This window comes from Thalassotalea ganghwensis, from assembly GCF_053485795.1.
On the sequence record NZ_JBQRUM010000013.1, the window covers coordinates 52,254 to 71,129 of the forward strand.

Annotated in this window: 18 protein-coding genes; 12 read left to right on the plus strand and 6 right to left on the minus strand. The window is 39.6% G+C overall.

Annotated elements, in window-relative coordinates; genetic code table 11:
• Positions 1 to 12: 12 nt before the first annotated feature.
• Positions 13 to 894, minus strand: coding sequence for an alpha/beta hydrolase (locus ACSLUH_RS13580; RefSeq protein ID WP_448567883.1), 882 nt, complete (start codon positions 892 to 894; stop codon positions 13 to 15).
• A gap of 131 nt (positions 895 to 1,025) precedes the next feature.
• Complete coding sequence (locus ACSLUH_RS13585; protein WP_448567885.1) at positions 1,026 to 1,481, minus strand: TlpA family protein disulfide reductase; 456 nt, start codon at positions 1,479 to 1,481, stop codon at positions 1,026 to 1,028.
• Positions 1,482 to 1,641: 160 nt separating this feature from the next.
• On the opposite strand from ACSLUH_RS13585, the gene ACSLUH_RS13590 reads away from it, so the two are divergent.
• The gene (locus ACSLUH_RS13590; protein WP_448567887.1) at positions 1,642 to 2,142 is read left to right on the plus strand and encodes a hypothetical protein; all 501 of its coding nucleotides are present in this window, start codon (positions 1,642 to 1,644) and stop codon (positions 2,140 to 2,142) included.
• Here ACSLUH_RS13590 and ACSLUH_RS13595 read toward each other — a convergent pair.
• Complete coding sequence (locus ACSLUH_RS13595; protein WP_448567889.1) at positions 2,111 to 2,509, minus strand: hypothetical protein; 399 nt, start codon at positions 2,507 to 2,509, stop codon at positions 2,111 to 2,113. The two genes, ACSLUH_RS13590 and ACSLUH_RS13595, sit on opposite strands and share 32 nt — an antisense overlap.
• Before the next feature lie 261 nt (positions 2,510 to 2,770).
• Between ACSLUH_RS13595 and ompR the strand changes: the two genes are divergently transcribed.
• Both ompR and envZ read left to right on the plus strand, forming a co-directional pair.
• Positions 2,771 to 3,496, plus strand: coding sequence for an osmolarity response regulator transcription factor OmpR (ompR, locus tag ACSLUH_RS13600; RefSeq protein ID WP_448567891.1), 726 nt, complete (start codon positions 2,771 to 2,773; stop codon positions 3,494 to 3,496).
• Positions 3,497 to 3,503: 7 nt separating this feature from the next.
• Entirely contained in the window at positions 3,504 to 4,805 is a 1,302-nt protein-coding gene (envZ, locus tag ACSLUH_RS13605) for a two-component system sensor histidine kinase EnvZ (protein WP_448567893.1), read from the plus strand.
• Positions 4,806 to 4,895: 90 nt separating this feature from the next.
• Here envZ and pckA read toward each other — a convergent pair whose 3' ends face one another.
• Positions 4,896 to 6,506: a phosphoenolpyruvate carboxykinase (ATP) gene (pckA, locus tag ACSLUH_RS13610; protein ID WP_448567895.1), complete on the minus strand. Its 1,611-nt coding sequence runs from the start codon at positions 6,504 to 6,506 to the stop codon at positions 4,896 to 4,898.
• 405 nt (positions 6,507 to 6,911) lie between these two features.
• Complete coding sequence (locus tag ACSLUH_RS13615; protein WP_448567897.1) at positions 6,912 to 9,470, minus strand: penicillin-binding protein 1A; 2,559 nt, start codon at positions 9,468 to 9,470, stop codon at positions 6,912 to 6,914.
• Between the two features lie 131 nt (positions 9,471 to 9,601).
• Between ACSLUH_RS13615 and pilM the strand changes: the two genes are divergently transcribed.
• The 9 genes from pilM (at position 9,602) to ACSLUH_RS13660 (ending at position 18,634) form a co-directional block, all read left to right on the plus strand.
• Complete coding sequence (gene pilM / locus ACSLUH_RS13620) at positions 9,602 to 10,681, plus strand: pilus assembly protein PilM (RefSeq protein WP_448567899.1); 1,080 nt, start codon at positions 9,602 to 9,604, stop codon at positions 10,679 to 10,681.
• A complete protein-coding gene (locus ACSLUH_RS13625; RefSeq protein WP_448567901.1) occupies positions 10,669 to 11,238 on the plus strand; it encodes a PilN domain-containing protein in 570 nt (189 codons plus the stop codon). Before pilM ends, ACSLUH_RS13625 begins: the two co-directional genes overlap by 13 nt.
• On the plus strand, positions 11,238 to 11,831 hold the full coding sequence (gene pilO / locus ACSLUH_RS13630) for a type IV pilus inner membrane component PilO (RefSeq protein ID WP_448567903.1): 594 nt from the start codon (positions 11,238 to 11,240) through the stop codon (positions 11,829 to 11,831). Before ACSLUH_RS13625 ends, pilO begins: the two co-directional genes overlap by 1 nt.
• Complete coding sequence (locus tag ACSLUH_RS13635) at positions 11,828 to 12,364, plus strand: pilus assembly protein PilP (protein WP_448567905.1); 537 nt, start codon at positions 11,828 to 11,830, stop codon at positions 12,362 to 12,364. Before pilO ends, ACSLUH_RS13635 begins: the two co-directional genes overlap by 4 nt.
• Positions 12,364 to 14,454, plus strand: coding sequence for a type IV pilus secretin PilQ (locus ACSLUH_RS13640; RefSeq protein WP_448567907.1), 2,091 nt, complete (start codon positions 12,364 to 12,366; stop codon positions 14,452 to 14,454). Before ACSLUH_RS13635 ends, ACSLUH_RS13640 begins: the two co-directional genes overlap by 1 nt.
• A 204-nt stretch (positions 14,455 to 14,658) precedes the next feature.
• A complete protein-coding gene (aroK, locus tag ACSLUH_RS13645) occupies positions 14,659 to 15,177 on the plus strand; it encodes a shikimate kinase AroK (RefSeq protein ID WP_448567909.1) in 519 nt (172 codons plus the stop codon).
• Positions 15,178 to 16,248, plus strand: a complete 1,071-nt coding sequence (gene aroB / locus ACSLUH_RS13650) for a 3-dehydroquinate synthase (protein WP_448567911.1) — start codon at positions 15,178 to 15,180, stop codon at positions 16,246 to 16,248.
• Between the two features lie 18 nt (positions 16,249 to 16,266).
• The gene (locus tag ACSLUH_RS13655; protein ID WP_448567913.1) at positions 16,267 to 17,736 is read left to right on the plus strand and encodes an SPOR domain-containing protein; all 1,470 of its coding nucleotides are present in this window, start codon (positions 16,267 to 16,269) and stop codon (positions 17,734 to 17,736) included.
• Between the two features lie 73 nt (positions 17,737 to 17,809).
• Positions 17,810 to 18,634, plus strand: coding sequence for a Dam family site-specific DNA-(adenine-N6)-methyltransferase (locus tag ACSLUH_RS13660; RefSeq protein ID WP_448567915.1), 825 nt, complete (start codon positions 17,810 to 17,812; stop codon positions 18,632 to 18,634).
• Here ACSLUH_RS13660 and ACSLUH_RS13665 read toward each other — a convergent pair.
• Positions 18,631 to 18,822 (minus strand): DUF2970 domain-containing protein, encoded by a 192-nt coding sequence (locus ACSLUH_RS13665; protein WP_448567917.1) that lies wholly within the window; start codon positions 18,820 to 18,822, stop codon positions 18,631 to 18,633. The genes ACSLUH_RS13660 and ACSLUH_RS13665 overlap by 4 nt on opposite strands.
• Positions 18,823 to 18,876 lie beyond the last annotated feature (54 nt).

Sequence of the window (18,876 nt, forward strand, 5' to 3'; positions counted from 1 at the left end):
GTTGTTTGCTAATTAGGTTAAACATTGCTGAAACAGCCAGCTGGTTGGCTCTGAAAGTGTCAAAATAACATCGAAGTGGTTTTTTCCATTTATTTGCTGACACACTATTTTATCACTTAATTGACTAAGTTTTGTTGCCATTTCTGTACTTTGGCGCTTAAATTCGCTGGTTTCATTTTCACCATAAGCAATAACAAATTTGCAATTTTCTGGTGGATTAATGTCGAATAATAAAGGACTGTTTTGTAAAATTTGGTCTTGAGTAAGCTGCAAAGGCTCGTTAATGTAAGTATCTTTTATCGGTCTGAGATCATAGATGCCACTAACGGCAACCACGCGCTTAATTAACGTTTTAGGTGGGTGGCTAAGGTAATTTGACCAATCTGTTAGCGCCATCATCATCGCTAAATGGCCACCAGCGGAGCTTCCAGAAATAACAAAATCATGAGCAGCATAGCCAAATAGATTGGCATTATTGTGGAGCCAAGTTATCGCTTGTCTATTTTGTTCAACAATTTCACTTAATGAGGCGTTTGGCGCTAAGCTGTAGTTGATTACGGCAAAATAGTGGTCGTGGTCTTGAAAATTGTTGGCGGCAAAGCAGCTCTCTTCCTTGGTGAGTTCTTGCCAATAGCCACCATGAATATAGATGTGTAGCTCTTTCTTTTCATGTGAATTCTGCTTGTTTGCACTCATTGGCATAAACAAGTCGAGCGTCGTATCTTTATGGTTTAAGTAATTGAGATCATTTCTAATGAGTTGTTTTTGCAGTGCTACGCTTTTATTGGCTTTACTCTCATCTATATAAGCTTGAATATAGACATTAATATCATCTATGCATGAACTTGGTGAGTACTGTTTAGCTAATTCATCTGGTTGAAAATCTCGGTACACTGGCTCTTCTCATTATCTCGTTATCTCATGTTACCGTTATTGTACGTGTGCTTTTTCAATAAACTAAATGATATTTATGAACGTTTTTAATACATTTTTTGAATATAACTAAAAAATCCAATACCACTAAGCTACTGCTTTAGTAGCTGTTCTATTTCTTGTTGATAACGTTGTTTTTTTTCTTCATTAAAGCCAACATGACTGCTGACTAACTTGCCATCCTTATTGAAGATGAAACTACTGGGCATTCCCTTTAATTTAAATGCTTTAGCGACCTCACCATTGGGATCATAAAAAATTTCAAAACTTGCAGGTACTTCTTCAAGAAATTGCTCAGCATAACGTTTTTCTGCATCAACATTGACACTAATAACAACGAAGCCTTTACCTTGATATTGGCTCTGCATTTCATTCATCCACGGAAAAGAGCGTCGACAAGGTACACACCAAGAGGCCCAAAAATCGAGATAAACGACCTTTCCTTGTTGCTCGGCCATTAACTGTTGAAAGTCATCTAAGGTGTCAGCTTTTGGAGAAAGGGAGGTAAACAAGATAAATAAACAAAGGTAAAAAGCACTCTTTTTCATTCGTTTTTCCTGTTAAAATAGTGGCTAAAGATGTTATGTAAAATATATCTTGTCATAAATTTCTTTTACATAACAGTTATTTGTCTTTTGCGCATTATTGTTAAAATAACATGCAGTAAAGTAGACAAGTATATCGCTAAACCGTGATAAAGGATTAATAATGATTCGAGTGATATTAGTTACCGCTATTTTTTTAACATCTTATTTGTGGACCTACGACAGTTTGGCTAAAGTGCCATCTTCTAGTGCGTTGGAAAATGAACAGCAGCGACACGAGCAATGGTTAAAAGATAAGTTTACTAAACAGCATGAAGCGCTAATTCCTATAGTCGCGGTAGCTGATATGTTTTACGGGTGTAATAAAGAGCGTAAATCTGATCCGATAGGTTATCAGGTAAAAGACCTAGTGGTAAAAATGGATAATGATGTTTTAGCTGAAAAGCTTTCCATTTGTTTGGATGGAAAATCGGTTAAGTCTGACGAGGCGTTAAACTTTGGTTTAATTGGCTGTTTTACCGAGCAACTAAAAAACTTGCCCACTGAAGAGCGCCAGCAAAAAATGTCGTTAGTTAAAAAGGCGATCGCCTCGTTAACATATCAAGAGCGACAAAAAAGTTTTACCCAGTGTGTTACTGATCAAGCGATCGGCTATCTGAAATAACTTTAGTTTTACTGATAGTGTCATCTTCTCTAAAAGAGCTTGGTAATATATCAACGCCGAGCTTCTGACCTAATTTAATGACAATGGGCAAGGTGATTGGTGCAAATGGCAAAATTGCGACCACGCCGATACCTAAGCCTTTAAGTACATCAAAAAATTGCTGGTTGGCTAATTTCATTTCTTCTGCGGTTGCTTGGCGTTTTGTGTAACGCTTGTAGATCGCCAACATTTCTTTCGTTTCAGCTTTTTCTTGAGATAATGCTATTTTGACACGTAATAGTTGGCGTCTCAGCCTAGTTAGCTGACGTTTACGCGTAATTCGAGTAACCCGGCGAGGTGCTCTAAAGAAATGTATCCAAACTTTCATGAGTTCATTTTGACACAACTCATTCATCGGGTGTTATATAATTTTTGGAAGTGGCTATTGTCAGTCGTTATAAGCAAATATTAGCTGCTTAGCGCTCGGGGTATTCAACCTTAGTGTTAATTTGCGAAATTGTCATGGTGAAAATACAAAAATTCATTCATACTTTGTAACAAATCGCAGCCAATTGACACAGACAAACTTTTTTAAAAGTTGTTAAGTTAGCTTATAGTAAACCCAAATTGAATAAGGTAAGGGTGCGTTATGGGACAAGAAACACCTAAAATATTAGTCGTCGATGACGATATGCGCTTAAGAGCACTACTGGAGCGTTATCTAGTTGAACAGGGCTTTGTGGTAAGAAGTGCCGCCAACTCAGAACAAATGGACCGCTTATTAGAGCGAGAAAATTTTCACCTATTGGTGCTCGATTTGATGTTACCGGGCGAAGATGGCTTATCTATATGCCGTCGCTTGAGGCAAAATGGTAATAATATTCCGATTGTGATGCTTACCGCTAAGGGTGATGAAGTTGATCGTATTATCGGATTAGAACTTGGCGCTGATGACTATATGCCAAAACCGTTTAATCCAAGAGAGTTACTCGCACGTGTCAAGGCGGTTTTAAGAAGAAGAGTGCAGGAAGCACCCGGCGCTCCTTCGGTTGAAGAAAATGTTATTTCTTTTGGTGATTATCAGCTTAATCTAGCGACAAGAGAAATGATGAAAGGTGACGTTAATATGCCACTGACCAGTGGTGAATTTGCCGTACTGAAAGCGTTAATAACTCATCCTAGAGAGCCGCTGTCTCGTGACAAGTTGATGAATTTGGCGAGAGGTCGTGATTACTCTGCATTAGAAAGAAGTATTGACGTTCAAGTCTCGCGATTGCGACGAATGTTAGAGGAAGATCCAGCTAAACCTCGATATATACAAACCGTATGGGGATTGGGCTATGTATTTGTTCCTGAAGGTAAAGCTGTCGCTTAAGTTATAAATGAAAATATTGCCACGTAGTGCGTTTGGGCAAACAATTCTGTTGATTGGTTTTCTGTTGTTTATCAATCAACTTGTATCGTTAGTCGCATTTGCGGTTTATAGTATACAACCTAATTCCCAACTGATTAACGAGCTGCTTGCCAAACAAGTACGCGTGGTTTTTATTGATGTTAAAGACCCAGAGCTAAGTCCGGCGATGGCGTTAGCGTTTCAACGTGAAACTGGCATAGGTGTTTATACCGAAAGCCGCGCAATGGAACTTGGCCTACAAAATGCAAATTACTATCAATATCGCTCACAAGAAATGTCACAATTGCTCGGCGGGGAAGCTGAAGTTAGGATCTCTCAAGGAGAAGAGTATCTGTTTTGGATCCGCCCACCTCAAGCACCGCAGTATTGGGTTAAAATACCGCTAACCAGCTTAGAAGAAGCTAACTATGTTCCTTTACTCATTGTACTAGCAATATTGGGCGGGTTAAGTGTTATCGGTGGTTGGCTTTTTGTTCGACAATTAAATCAACCCTTAAAAGCATTGCAAAGAGCCGCTCATTCGGTTGGTCTGGGAGATTTTCCAGAGCCGTTGAAAGAGCAGGGAACAACCGAAGTGGTTGCCGTGACTCAAGCCTTCAACCATATGTCAAAGGGAATAAAACAATTAGAAGATGATCGTAACTTGTTAATGGCAGGTATTTCACATGATTTGCGTACGCCATTAACGCGCATTAGGTTGTCGACAGAAATGATGTCACAAGAAGACGAGTTTCTAAAAGAAGGAATTGAAAGCGATATTGATGATATGAATACAATCATTGATCAGTTTATTGATTATATTCGCCATGATAGTAAAGATAAGGCTGAGCTTTCTGATCTTAATTCATTGATAGAAGAAGTGGTGCAAACAGAGGCTGTTCCCGGAAGGAATATTCATTTTCAAGGCGAAGAATTACCTGACATTCCGCTACGTTATGTGGCAATTAAACGAGCGTTAGCAAATTTAATCCAAAATGCTTTTCGTTACAGTGATGGAGATGTTGAGATTAAAACAGGCCTCAATGAAAAATCAGGGCTTGCCTTCTTTACTGTCCGCGACAAAGGCCCTGGGATTAATGAAGCTGATATTGAGCGCCTTTTTCAGCCCTTTACACAGGGAGATAAGGCAAGGGGTACTGAAGGGAGTGGGCTCGGTTTAGCAATCATCAAACGGATTGTCGATACTCATGGTGGCAGTATTAAATTGTCGAATCATTCTGAAGGTGGGCTTTGTGCGACAGTTTATTTGCCTTTGTCAAAAAAACGTTAAATTTCTTAGTAATTAAATTCTTGCGCGCAAGAATTTATGATTGTAAAAAAAAGCCGCGAATAGCGGCTTTTTCGTTGGTACGCTACGTAACTAAAACAAAGGTCCTGCTTTAACAAGGTTTTTACCATTTTCTGTATCGGTAAATTTCTCAAAGTTATTAACAAATCTATTGGCCAAATCAACCGCTTTTTCTTGCCATTGGTTTGCACTATCATAGGTTGAACGTGGATCTAAGATGTTATCTTCAACACCTGAAACTGATGTTGGAATGGCTAAATTAAATAGCGGTAGTACCTCGGTTTCAGCATGATCAATAGAGCCATCTAAAATAGCATCAATGATTGCTCGGGTTGCTTTAATGGAAATTCGTTTTCCAGTACCGTTCCAGCCGGTGTTAACTAGGTAAGCTTCTGCACCAGCAGCTTGCATACGTTTACGTAGTACCTCAGCATATTGAGTTGGATGTAAACTTAAAAATGCAGCGCCAAAACAACTCGAAAAAGTTGGCGTTGGCTCGGTAATACCACGCTCTGTACCTGCTAACTTAGCGGTAAAACCAGATAAGAAGTAGTACTCAGTTTGTTCAGGTGTTAATTTAGCAACGGGTGGTAACACACCAAAAGCATCTGCGGTCAAAAAGATGACTTTTTTAGCATGTCCAGCTTTAGAAACTGGTTTAACGATATTCTCGATATGATGAATCGGATAACTAACACGCGTGTTTTCTGTTTTTGAGTTATCGTCAAAGTCGATTTTACCATTGCTATCAACAGAAACGTTTTCTAATAAAGCATCGCGGCGAATGGCATTATAAATATCTGGTTCGTTTTCTTTACTTAAGTTGATTGTTTTCGCGTAACAACCGCCTTCAAAGTTGAAGACTCCATTGTCATCCCAACCGTGCTCATCGTCACCAATTAATTCACGTTTTGGGTCAGTTGACAATGTTGTTTTACCTGTACCAGATAAACCAAAGAAAACCGCAACATCGCCGTCTTTACCGACGTTTGCACTACAGTGCATTGAAGCAATTCCTTTTAATGGCAATAGATAGTTCATCATCGAGAACATACCTTTTTTCATTTCGCCGCCGTACCAAGTACCACCGATTAATTGCATACGCTCAGTCAAGTTAAAGGCAACAAAATTTTCTGAATTTAGCCCTTGTTCTTTCCAGTTAGGGTTAGTGGTTTTGGCGCCATTCATCACCACGAAGTCTGGTTCGTAGTTTGCTAATTCGGCTTCACTTGGACGAATAAACATGTTTTTTACAAAGTGAGCTTGCCACGCAACTTCGGTAATAAAGCGAACTTTTAACCTTGTATCTTCGTTTGCACCACAAAATGTATCTACAACAAATAAACGTTTACCAGAAAGTTGTGTGGTGACCAAATCTTTTAAGCTTGCCCATGTTTCAGTAGTCATAGGCTTGTTGTCATTCTTACCTTGATCTGACCACCAAACGGTATCTTTTGTGGTTTCATCACGAACAATATACTTATCTTTCGGAGATCTGCCGGTAAAAATACCTGTATCAACGGCTACAGCACCGAGTTCTGTCACCACACCTTTATCAAAACCTGAGAGCTCGGCTTTAGTTTCTTCTTCAAAAAGTAGTTCATACGACGGGTTATAAACAACCTCGCTCACGTTGGTGATGCCGTATTTTGATAAATCAATCGAGTTTTGCAAAGTAGTCATAGCAAACTAGCTCCTAAGTATGACATTGGGTGGTGTTAACATTAAGGTGTTGTTGAGGGCGCAATTTTAGGCGATCGTGACTTAAAACGAAAGAAAAATTTGTTTCGTTTTGAAAGTTTTCAGATTGGGTTACAAACGTTAGCCGTATCAAGGAGAAGATAATTAGCCTTCTATAACAAAATGTAGATATTTAATTTTAATTATAATATTGTTTTTGTTGTGGTTATTTATCTTTGTGCAATTTCATCATAAAATTGCACATTGAGAAGATGTTACTGTGTTATTCACAAAAAAAAATTTCAAACATAAGTTTCAAACGAAAGTTTTAAGCAGTTTTTCAATCCGGTGAGTATCTCATTTATTGACTAACTGCTTTATGGTTGTTTGCCATTAAACCGACCCTAGCTAAAATATTTCTTTTATAGAGTTATCATTGTTGTGTTCGAAAATTTCATTACTGATATCTGTTGTAATATACTCCTGTGGTTCGGTGCCAGAGATAAAATACTCGAACATGCTGCTTTTATCGGTTTTATTGGTTAATTTACCGGTTTTTTTATCGATACGAATTGAAACAATATCTGCTGGAACGTCAAACGGTTCGTTGGGAATATCAGCTAATGCTTCTTTCATAAATGATATCCAAGCTGGTTGCGCTGATTTGGCGCCAAACTCTTTACCGAAGATTTGCTCTCCACTTAGGTTTTTATTTCGCGACGTCTTTCCTAGGTTGCGACTATGATCATCAAAACCTATCCATGACGTGGTGACAAGTCTTCTACTATAACCAGAAAACCAAGCGTCCTTTGCCTCATTTGTTGTCCCTGTTTTCCCTGCAATATCTCTGCGTTTCAAAGAGCGTGCTCTAAATCCAGTTCCTTGCCAGCCAGGGCTAATTGACCAATCCGCCCCCCAAATTGCTTCGTTTAGTGCCTCAGTGATTAAAAATGCGTTTTGCTCACTAATGACTCTTTCTGCTTGATTAACTGGCAATGCATCTGATACCCCATCATTTTCAATGCTCACTTCGTTGACATCATCTAAGAGACTGTTTGTGTTTTTTTCCGCCATTGTCTCTTCGTCACAAGGATTGCAGGCGAGTGTTGGATTGGCTTGGTAAACTATCTCACCAAAAGAGTTCTCTATTTTTTCAATAAAGTAAGGCTTAACTAAAAAGCCACCATTGGCGAACGTTGCAAAGCCTGTAACCACTTCAAGTGGTGTTAACGCTGCCGAACCTAACGCTAAAGACTCATTTCTTGGTAAATCTTCTAAAGGAAACCCAAATGAAGCGATATGAGGTATAACATTATCCATACCTACTTCCCTAAAAAGTCTCACGGCAACGACGTTCTTTGATTGAGCCAAGGCTCGTTTGACTCTTACTTCACCACTGTATTGTGGTGGGGAGTTTTTTGGTCGCCATACTGTTCCTGAGCTTCTATCCCATTGATTAATTGGTACGTCATTAACCAATGATGCCAGGGTAAAACCATGGTCTAACGCTGCGGAATATAAGAATGGTTTAATATTTGAGCCTACTTGGCGTTTAGCCTGTGTAACACGGTTGAACTGACTTTGATAAAAACTAAACCCGCCAACTAGTGCTTCTATTGCACCATTATCCGGAGATATTGATACGAGAGCTGAGCTCACTTGAGGAAGTTGTGCTAGTTGGTATTGACCAGATTCGGAGGCTAAAACATAGATAACATCGCCGTAGTGAAGAATTTCTTCAGCGGTGCTTGGTGCCGGCCCTTGCTTTTCATCATTGATGTATTCTCTCGCCCAAGCTAAACCAGCCCAATCAATTATTGCCGTCTTACCGTCTTTTAAGGTTATTTCTACATCCGTTTGCCCTATTCGAGTCACTACAGCTAATTCAAGTGGTTGATAGGTGATGAGTTGAGTGAGCGCCTCTTCTATTTCAAAAGAGGTTAAAGGAGTGACGTTTTTTTCTTCTAACGATTGATTTAATGCTGATGCCGAGGGGCGAAGGCTTTTGATCGGGCCTCGATAGCCATGGCGTTGATCATAGGCAAAAAGGTTTTGTCTTAAGGCTTGCTGTGCCGCTTTTTGTAATGTTGAAGTAACCGTTGTATAAACTTTAAAGCCACCCGTGTAGGCGAGTTCCTTTCCGTATCGATCTATCATTTCCTGATGAGCCATTTCAGCAACATATGGCGCATCTAGTTCTATTTCTGCACCGTACTTTTCTGCTGTTATTGGCGCGTTATTAGCTTCTTGATATTGCTGTTCGGTGATGTATCCACTAACTAACATACGTTGTAATACGACAGCGCGACGTTGCTTAGCTCTGGTCGGTGAGCTAATTGGATTTAATGTCGAGGGTGCTTTTGGCAGTCCGGCAAGAACTGCGATTTGTGCTAGATTGAGCTCTTTAACATCTTTGTTGTAATATACTTGTGCGGCAGCGCCAAAGCCAAATGCCCGGTGTCCTAACTCTATTTTATTCATGTAGAGTTCTAAAATTTCATCTTTAGTGAGTAGGCTCTCAATATGAAAGGAGGTAAATATCTCTCGTAGCTTTCGTATATAGGTTTGCTCTCTTGTTAGAAAGAAATTACGAGCTACTTGCATGGTTATGGTACTCGCACCACCTTTGTTTTGCCCAATAAGTTGTCCCCATATAGCGCGAGTCATACCAATAGGATCAACGCCAAAATGAAGATAAAAGCGGTCATCTTCAGTTGCCAGTATGGCTTGAATAAGTTGTTGTGGCATTTCATCTAGAGAGAGTGGAATTCGCTTTTTCTCACCAAATTGATTCATTAACTTACCGTCTTTACTGTATATTTGCATGGGAGTTTGCCACTCAATATCTTTCAAAGACTGGACACTCGGGAGTTGATCCTTAATAGCAATATATGATATCAACAGAGAAAGGCTGCCAATTGCGACCATTATTAGCGAAATTTTAATAAGACGTTTTAGTGAAAACAAAATAAAATGCTCAAATAAATTTTTAAAATTTTCAGAATATGACTAGTATATCGTGTAAAAGCATGTAATAAATGTATTTATAGATAAAAAAAGCCTAATATTACTATAACAAAATGATCTAGTGGGAAGTTATGCTGAGCAATCTGTTAAGAAAGAAAGCTTCTTTGATGGTGGGGATAGACATTGGTTCTCATTCGGCCAAAGCCGTTTTGATGAGTCAAGGTAGCGATGGCTATATTCTTGAAGCCCTTGTTACAGAACCTATGCCTCGAGGTGCCATCATCGATAGGGAAATACAAGATATCGAAGCGGTTGGTAACGTTATCGCAAAAATTAGAAAGAAAATTGCTTCCTCGGTAATGACAGCAGCAGCAGCGGTATCAGGACAAACGGTTATTACCAAAGTCATTTATATGGATGTCGCGTTAACTGAACAAGAGTTAGCGAGTCAAATTGAAGTAGAAGCCGATAGTCTGATACCTTACCCACTTGATGAGGTTAGCCTCGACTTTGAAACGCTAGATGTCAACGAGTCAGATCCGTCGAAAGTCAATGTTTTACTTAGCGCCGCACGAACGGAATCTGTAGAAGCGCGTGTCGCGGCTTTAGAAGCTGGTGGCTTTGAAACAAAAGTTATTGATGTAGAGTCATATGCGGTCAGTCGCTCATACGATTTAACACTTTCTTTACTACCTGATGATGCGAAAGATAAAGTCGTTGCTATTGTCGATATTGGTTCGACCATGACGCTATTTTCGGTGACAGATTCTGGCAAGCATGTTTATAGCCGAGATCAAATCTTTGGTGGTGAACAATACACAAGGTCGATCGTCTCCTACTACAATAAGTCGTTTGAAGATGCTGAGTTAGCTAAGGTAAATAATGATCTTCCACCTAACTATACCTTTGAAGTACTGGCACCATTTCATACCATTTTAGTTCAACAGATCAGACGCGCAATTCAAATGTTCCTAACCTCAAGTGGTAAAAAGAAAGTAGATTATATTTTACTCTCCGGCGGTACAGCACTTGTTGAAGGTGTGCAACAATTGTTGACCGATGAATTAGGTGTTCACACTGTAGTTGCAAATCCTTTTAATGACATAGAGATATCGTCGAAGATAGATAAAGACACATTGGATAAAACTGCACCTCAATATATGGTTGCGGCAGGCCTAGCATTAAGGAGCTTTTCTCCATGGCATATATAAACCTACTCCCTTGGCGAGAAGAAGCTGAAAAAGCAAAGCAGCGAGAGTTCTATACGCTATTGACTGCTGTTGCGTTAGGTGCTTTTGCTGTTGTTTTTGTTGTTAGTCAGTTTTATCAAATGCGCATTGACGGTCAAAATGCGAGAAATGATTTTCTTCAAAGAGAAATAGCAGTTTTAGATCAGCGTATTGCCGAAATTAAAACTTTACAGCAAAAGAAAAGAGAGTTAGAAAAAAGGATCGCTGTTGTTGAGCAATTACAACGCAGTCGCAACGTCGGTACTCAAGTCTTAGATGAGATAGCAAAGCTAGTTCCGACAGGCATCTACTTAACCCGAATTGGAAAAGTAAACAGTACCTTAGAGTTAATTGGTAAGAGTGAATCAAATAACCATTTGGCAAATATGATACGTGCCATTGAAAGTTCAGATATATTTACTGATGCTATTCTAGAATCAATAACGTCAAATGATAAGGAAAGTAAGTTACTTAGTGACTTTAAAATGAAAGTGACCATTAAAGGGATAGATGAAGTCACCGCAGGAGGAAAAGCTTAATGGCTATTGATTTTTCTCAATTTGAAGGCCTTGAGTTAGACAATTTAGCGGAGTGGCCTCCGATTGCAAAGGTTGTCTTCATGATCTTTTTAGCTATCGTGGTGATGGCATTGGGATATTTTTTGTTAATTAAAGATAAATTAACCACGCTTGATAGCGTTATTGCAAAAGAGGCGGAACTCAAACAACAGTATCAAGCGAAGTATCATGTTGCAGCGAATTTAGAGTTATTTCAGCAGCAAATGGAACAAGCAGAAGCTATGTTTGCCAATCAGTTAAAAAGTTTGCCTGAGAGTCACGAAACGCCCGGTTTATTGGATGATATCACGTTCGTTGGAACAACAAGCGGCTTAGATTTTTCAAGGCTAAATTGGCAACCGGAAATTGAACAGGAAATCTATACCGAGTTACCAATAGATATCAGAGTTGTCGGTGATTACCATGAATTTGGCAGTTTTGTCAGTAAGATTGCTGGGCTACCACGGATTGTTACCTTGCATAACTTTGAGATAAGACAAATAAAAGATAGTGGCGAACTTAGGCTGCAACTGCAGGCTAAGACATACAAGTATAGGGAGGCTGAAACAAAATGAAAAAGTTAGCAACAGCATTCATTTTGATCTCTCTAACGGGGTGCTTTGATGATACGAGTGATCTAAAAGCACATATCGCGACGGTTCAAGCCAATACTACTTCCCAGATAGCTCCAATGCCGGAAGTTCCGGTGTTTGATCATGTCGATTATTCAGCGCAAAACTTACGTAGTCCATTTGATGTGCCAAGACCTGAAGCTATTCAAGAAAAGATACAGCAAATGTCCGGCTGTTTGAGCCCTGACCCTCGAAGACGTAAACAGCCATTGGAAAAGTTTGCGTTGAGTGATTTGACGATGAGGGGCACACTAGGGGAGCTCGATATTACTTGGGCGCTGGTTGAAGCGTCTGATCAGACCTTGCACAGGGTTGCCGTTGGTAATTATTTAGGTCTCTATAACGGTCGAGTGATTGAAGTTAACCCGAATAATGTTAAAGTTGTCGAATTAGTTCCTGATGGTGCAGGCTGTTGGGTAGAACGAGAAACCGTAGTTGGTATGGTTGATTCGGATGCAGAGGGGCAAAGGAAGTAATGTTGCTAATAAATAAAATGAAAAATATAAATTTGAAGAGTTATGTCGTGAACAATAAATTTGTAAAAGTGATTTTGCTAAGCTTACTGTCTTCAATTGCAAATGCGTCCGAGTTAACGAAGATTCAGTATAATACCTTGCAAAACGAAGAAATAGAGATTGTTTTTAGTTTATCTGAAAGTATTGTCGAACAGCCTCAAGTTGAGACCTCGATTACTCCAGCTAAAATAGATATTACCTTTGATTCTGATGCATTTAGCCCTGAGGTGGCGGACACCGTGGTCAACCACGCTGGTGTTAAGCGTATTAACGTCCAAAAAATAGCAGGAAAAGTTGTTGCTAGTATCGCTTTAGATAAATTATCAGTATTCGATGTTAGTCAACGTGATAATGACTTTGCCATCGTGTTGAGTAAAGAAGAAGTAACGGCAAAAATCTCAAATTTAATGCCGGTAGGTAATCAGTTCATCAACAACATTGCTGACATTGATTTTCGTCGTGGAGCGGATAACGAAGCGCAAGTAATTGTTACTCTTGATGATAGTATGGTTGCGGTAGATGTTAGCGACCGTTTAGGAAAGCTATTTGTAGAGTTTCATAACACACAAATACTGGAAGATTTCTTATATACCTTAGATGTTGCAGATTTTGGAACAGTGGTTAAAGGTATTGAAACGTTTCGAGAAGGTCGAAATGCCAGACTCGTCATTGATATTGATGGACCATTTTCCTTTAACCATCAGCAATTAAATAATGTCTTCTCCTTGACTGTTAAAGAAGAAGTGAAGGTGCCAGGATATCTAGGCGATAGTGATGACTTTACCGGTCGCGCAATTTCTTTAAACTTCCAAGACATCTCTGTTCGTACGGTTTTACAATTAGTTGCTGATTATAATGGTTTTAATCTTGTTGTCAGTGATACTGTCTCAGGTAATATTACCTTAAGACTTGATGGCGTACCTTGGGATCAAGCATTAGATATCATTTTAAAGGTTAAAGGCCTCGATAAAAGGATGGAAGGCAACATCTTAATGGTTGCGCCTAGTGATGAACTGGCAGCTCGAGAAGCGAAAGAGCTGCAAGCGAGGCAACAAGTTGAAGAGCTAGCGCCACTTTATTCTGAATACATTCAAGTAAACTATGCTAAAGCGGGTGAATTTGCAGCGCTAATCAAGAGTGAAGAAAATAGCATATTGTCTGAGCGCGGCAGTGTCAGTGTCGACGAAAGAACAAATACTTTGTTGATTCGTGATACCGCTGCCAGTATTGAAGATATTCGCCGAATGGTTGAAGTACTCGATATTCCTGTTCGTCAGGTCGTTATTGAATCTCGCATGGTAACCGTCAAAGATGATATTAATGATGAACTAGGTATTCGTTGGGGGGTTAGCAATACGGATGGTGAAAATGCTTTCTCTGGCACCCTAGAAGGGGTAGGTCAAGCCAATGGTACCAGAGCGTTGTCTGATGCTGACCGTGGTATAGGTCGAGTACCGCAATTGACCGATGGATTAAATGTAAACCTACCTGTGGTCAACCCTGCTGGTAGTATTGCATTCCAAGTTGCACGATTGGCCGATGGTACAATATTGGACTTAGAATTAAGCGCCATGGAAAAAGAGAACAAAGGTGAGATTATCGCAAGTCCTCGCATTACTACCGCAAACCAAAAAGAAGCTTATATAGAGCAAGGGGTTGAAATCCCTTATCAAGAAGCAGCGTCAAGTGGTGCAACGGCAACGCAATTTAGAAAGGCCGTATTAAGTTTAACGGTAACGCCACATATCACGCCTGACGATCGCATTATTTTGGATCTCGTCGTAACGCAAGATAGCGTTTCTTCGGTCACCAGTGGTTCAGCGCCGGCTATTGACACTCAACGAATTGGCACACAAGTTTTAGTCAATAACGGTGAGACTATTGTGCTAGGTGGTATCTACCAACAACAAATCATCAATAGCGTCTCGAAAATCCCAGTGTTGGGTGATATCCCATATTTTGGTTGGATGTTTAGAAACAGTTCTAAGTTTAATGAGAAAAAAGAATTATTGATTTTTGTAACTCCAAGGATTGTTACCGAACGCTTTTAACAACTAAACGATCCAACGTTTGTTGTTGAAATGTAATTACTTTTATTTGAAATATTAACAATATTGGCAAGTAAGTGTCGCTTTTATGCAACACTTGCTTGCATTTGCCCTACAACAATTGCGATAATTACGCCCTTGAAATTCTCGAGGGAGTACCCTCTTATCTGTAAATGTAAACATTAAACGCGAGTATTAGTTAGTCTCATGGCAGAAAAACGTAACATTTTCCTAGTTGGCCCTATGGGCGCAGGCAAGAGTACCATTGGTAGAGAGTTAGCAGATAAATTGCACCTTGATTTCTATGATTCTGATCAAGAAATTGAGCGTCGTACAGGTGCCGATATCGCATGGGTTTTCGATCTTGAAGGTGAAGAAGGTTTTCGCAAAAGAGAAGAAAATGTCATCAATGACCTTACAGAAATGCAAGGCATTGTTTTGGCTACTGGTGGTGGCTCTGTGATCAGTCCTCAAGTTCGCAACAGATTGTCAGCACGAGGTATTGTCGTTTATTTAGAAACGACAATTGATAAGCAGGTAGCTCGTACTCAGCGAGATAGACGTCGCCCGCTACTGCAAACTTCTGAAGAACCAAGAAGTGTTTTAGAGAAGTTAGCAGTAGAACGAAATCCACTTTATGAAGAAGTGGCAGATGTTATCGTTCAAACAGATGACCAAAGTGCAAAGGTCGTTGCTAACAAAATTGTTGAGCGATTAGATTTCTAAATGACAACAACACTCACTGTAGAACTGTGTGAGCGCAGTTACCCCATTTATATTGGCAGTAAGTTAATCGCTGAGATTGACTTACTTGCTAAACATATCAAAGCAAAGCGTGTTTGCATAATTTCAAATGACATCGTCGCTCCACTTTACGGTGAGCAGCTTATACATTCTTTGAAGTCTGCTTTTGAAGTCGATCAATATATTTTACCCGATGGTGAAGCGCAAAAGTCGATAACCAATTTTGACAATATTATGTCGCATCTCCTTGCAGGTAATCATGGACGAGATACAACCATAATCGCCTTAGGTGGTGGTGTTGTCGGTGATATATCTGGTTTTGCTGCTGCTTGTTATCAACGTGGCATTGATTTTATTCAAATGCCTACCACTTTACTTTCTCAGGTAGATTCATCAGTTGGTGGAAAAACGGCTGTTAATCATCCGTTAGGTAAAAATATGATCGGTGCATTTTACCAACCGAAAGCGGTTCTAATTGACATCGATACGCTGGCAACCTTACCTAAACGAGAATTTAACGCCGGTATGGCGGAAGTCATTAAGTATGGCATTCTTGGCGATAATGTGTTTTTTAATTGGTTAGAAATCAATATCGAAAGCATTAGGGTGCGTGATCCACAAGCAATAATTGAGATGATCCAAACCTGTTGTGCGTGTAAGGCTAACATTGTTGCCAACGATGAAAAAGAGTCAGGTCAACGGGCACTGCTGAACCTTGGTCATACGTTTGGTCATGCAATCGAAGCAGAGCAGGGTTACGGAAATTGGCTTCATGGTGAAGCCGTTGCTACTGGCATGGTACTTGCTGGAAGGTTAGCAGTAGCAATGAATTTGCTTGAAGTGTCAGAACTTCGTCGCATAGAATCGTTGATTTCAGCGTTTGATTTGCCATTGCAAGCTCCTAAAGATATGGGGTTTGAACAATTTATGACGCACATGAAGCGTGATAAAAAGAATTTGGCAGGTATGTTGCGCTTTATTGTACCCACAGCGATAGGCCAATCAGAGATCAGAGACGATGTAAGTGAGGAGATGCTTCAACAAATTCTGTAGGTAAACAGAAGGTGGAGCATGTCTGCATTAGCAAAATCATCATTAGAAACTAATAAAGTTATTCATCAGGGCATTACATCGATTAGTGTAAATGCACGGGTTGACTATATCTTGAGGTTTTCTAAGCAAGCTGTATTAGTTGTTGATGAAAATGGTGAAGAAAGTGCAAGTGTTGGACACCAGTTTTTAGGGCAACTTTCTGAAACTCACAATATCGCGTTTTTCTCTGCGTCTAGCCAACTTAATAATATTCAACAACGCTGCAGAATCATTGAGCAACTTTTTCCCAACAAGGTTTTTGATCCTGAGCAGTCTCTCGCTGTTAGCGTGGTAAATTTACTTAATGAATCGCCACAAAGAATTGCCATTGTTTTAGGGAATGCTCAGTTTTCGTCATTACAGGTTATTCATGAACTGGCGCAATTGGCGGTGATTGCGAAAAAGGCCAACTTATCAATTGATGTTGTTATGTTTGGAGACTATAAAGCGGGCGAAATTGTCAAAAACGCAAAGGATCTCTTTAATGGTAAGTTATCGATTCTTTCTGCCGAGAGTGCTCAACTGATCCCGATTAACTCTTCACTTTTTTCGCCTAGTGCTCATCCTGTGTTTAGTTATCTTGTCAATAAATGGTTGTGGGCATTTGTTGGTTTAATCTGTATTTCGATAGGCTCTGTTTATTGGCTTTATCAAAAGGATAGTTTTGTTTTTTCAAAAATTTCAGGCAAAAATACGGTTCAGAAACATCAAGAATTGCAATCTATCAAAAAATCATTGCAAGCTATTGATCAAAATCTCCTAGCCAGTAACTTGTCTACTCGTGCAACTGCAAACGATATCTATCAAGCTATCATTGGAATTAACGTAAGACAGCCAGCTAAAGCTAATACACAAGATGTACTGACGGCGCTACAGGTTAGCAATGCAAAAACGACTTATAATGATATCGAAGAAAACATTGCTGTTAATTCAAATGCTAAAGCGCAGATTTCTGAATTAAAAAGCGAAGCGCTAACTAATCCGCAAACAACCGAGGTTGAAATCAGCAATGATGAGTTGATATCGACAGAGCAAATACCAACTGTTGTAGACGAGAACAAAACTCATAGTAACGTCGTAGTTAACCCATTAGCTAAACCTATTAAGCTTGATGAAAGTACAACGCAGCTTTTGAATAATGAGGCAGTTGCTCAGGGCAATTACTATCGTCAGTTCAAAGATGGCTATGCGATACAGATCTCTGGTTTTACGCAAGAAATGATCATGGAGCAATTTATCAACGAACATCCTCAATTACGTTTCGAGCAATACAAGCGGTTGTTGAATGATGAAATGATGATTGTTTTGACTTCTCAACGCTATGCAACAAGAGCTGAAGCCGAAAGCGCAATGAAGGCGTTACCAGCGACAATTTCCGCTCGTCAACCGTGGATAAAGTCAATATCAGCCATTAATAATGAAATCAATGCTTTTGAACGCTCCCAATAAGTAAGTTTTCACGTTACAATGGCGCCCTCATAGTAGGTAACGGCATGCAGGTCGTTTTGAGGTTTTCACGTTAATGGCACAAAAACATCGAGCATTCTTGAAATGGGCTGGCGGAAAGTACGGCTTAAGCGATGTGATCAACAAAATGTTACCCGACGGAGAGCGCCTGATAGAGCCTTTTGTCGGTGCTGGTTCGATTTTCTTAAATAGTGACTATCCCAATTACATCCTCAATGATATCAATAAAGATCTGATTAATCTGTATCAGATAATCCAACTAAAGCCACAAACTTTTATTGAAGACGTTCGTCAATTATTTGATGATAAAAATAATCAAGCCGATGCCTACTACCATTTACGTAGCGAATTTAATGCAAGTGTTGATAAGTATTATCGTTCATTACTTTTCTTGTACTTGAACCGCCACGGATACAATGGCCTTTGTCGATACAATAAATCAGGTGGTTATAATGTGCCTTTTGGAAAGTATAAAAAACCATATTTTCCAGAAGCAGAGTTATGGTACTTTGCGGAAAAGTCTCAGAAGGCGCTGTTTATCTGCGAAGGCTATCGACAGAGTTTTATGCGAGCTAAAGCGGGCGATGTAATTTATTGCGATCCACCGTACGTGCCACTAAGTAAAACGGCGAGTTTTACTAGTTATGCTGGAAACGGTTTTGGATTAGATGAACAAGCAGATCTTGCCAATGCCGCTGAAGAGGTAACACAAGCTACAGATATTAGTGTCTTAATTAGTAACCATGATACGATTTGGACGAGAAAAATATATGAACATGCGGCAAAACTTAAACCAATTAAAGTCGCGCGAACGATAAGTCAGAAGGGCAGTCATCGTAAAAAGGTTGGCGAATTGCTAGCCTTGTACCAAAATAGTTAAGCGGTCACCCAAGAAACAATTGAGATTAACGACAGTACAAATAAAATCACGACTATCAGTCCGATGATAACAAAATGGCTAAACTTACCCTGGGTAAAATCTCTTTCCCTGTTCTGATTGCTTTGCACACCCAATAACGCAGCTAAAACACTTTTAATCGTATCAGCAATCGGTTGTTTGTTATTCATGGCTAATTCCCTTTTAATAAATACGTAGAAATTAGCATAACGTTAATTCTAGAT

Bases quoted from the DNA above. Each gene is read 5' to 3' on its own strand.
- ACSLUH_RS13585 (WP_448567885.1), bottom strand. From the start codon at position 1,481: ATGAAAAAGAGTGCTTTTTACCTTTGTTTATTTATCTTGTTTACCTCC.
- ACSLUH_RS13590 (WP_448567887.1), top strand. From the start codon at position 1,642: ATGATTCGAGTGATATTAGTTACCGCTATTTTTTTAACATCTTATTTG.
- ACSLUH_RS13595 (WP_448567889.1), bottom strand. From the start codon at position 2,509: ATGAAAGTTTGGATACATTTCTTTAGAGCACCTCGCCGGGTTACTCGA.
- ompR (WP_448567891.1), top strand. From the start codon at position 2,771: ATGGGACAAGAAACACCTAAAATATTAGTCGTCGATGACGATATGCGC.
- envZ (WP_448567893.1), top strand. From the start codon at position 3,504: ATGAAAATATTGCCACGTAGTGCGTTTGGGCAAACAATTCTGTTGATT.
- pckA (WP_448567895.1), bottom strand. From the start codon at position 6,506: ATGACTACTTTGCAAAACTCGATTGATTTATCAAAATACGGCATCACC.
- pilM (WP_448567899.1), top strand. From the start codon at position 9,602: ATGCTGAGCAATCTGTTAAGAAAGAAAGCTTCTTTGATGGTGGGGATA.
- ACSLUH_RS13625 (WP_448567901.1), top strand. From the start codon at position 10,669: ATGGCATATATAAACCTACTCCCTTGGCGAGAAGAAGCTGAAAAAGCA.
- pilO (WP_448567903.1), top strand. From the start codon at position 11,238: ATGGCTATTGATTTTTCTCAATTTGAAGGCCTTGAGTTAGACAATTTA.
- ACSLUH_RS13635 (WP_448567905.1), top strand. From the start codon at position 11,828: ATGAAAAAGTTAGCAACAGCATTCATTTTGATCTCTCTAACGGGGTGC.
- ACSLUH_RS13640 (WP_448567907.1), top strand. From the start codon at position 12,364: ATGTTGCTAATAAATAAAATGAAAAATATAAATTTGAAGAGTTATGTC.
- aroK (WP_448567909.1), top strand. From the start codon at position 14,659: ATGGCAGAAAAACGTAACATTTTCCTAGTTGGCCCTATGGGCGCAGGC.
- aroB (WP_448567911.1), top strand. From the start codon at position 15,178: ATGACAACAACACTCACTGTAGAACTGTGTGAGCGCAGTTACCCCATT.
- ACSLUH_RS13655 (WP_448567913.1), top strand. From the start codon at position 16,267: ATGTCTGCATTAGCAAAATCATCATTAGAAACTAATAAAGTTATTCAT.
- ACSLUH_RS13660 (WP_448567915.1), top strand. From the start codon at position 17,810: ATGGCACAAAAACATCGAGCATTCTTGAAATGGGCTGGCGGAAAGTAC.
- ACSLUH_RS13665 (WP_448567917.1), bottom strand. From the start codon at position 18,822: ATGAATAACAAACAACCGATTGCTGATACGATTAAAAGTGTTTTAGCT.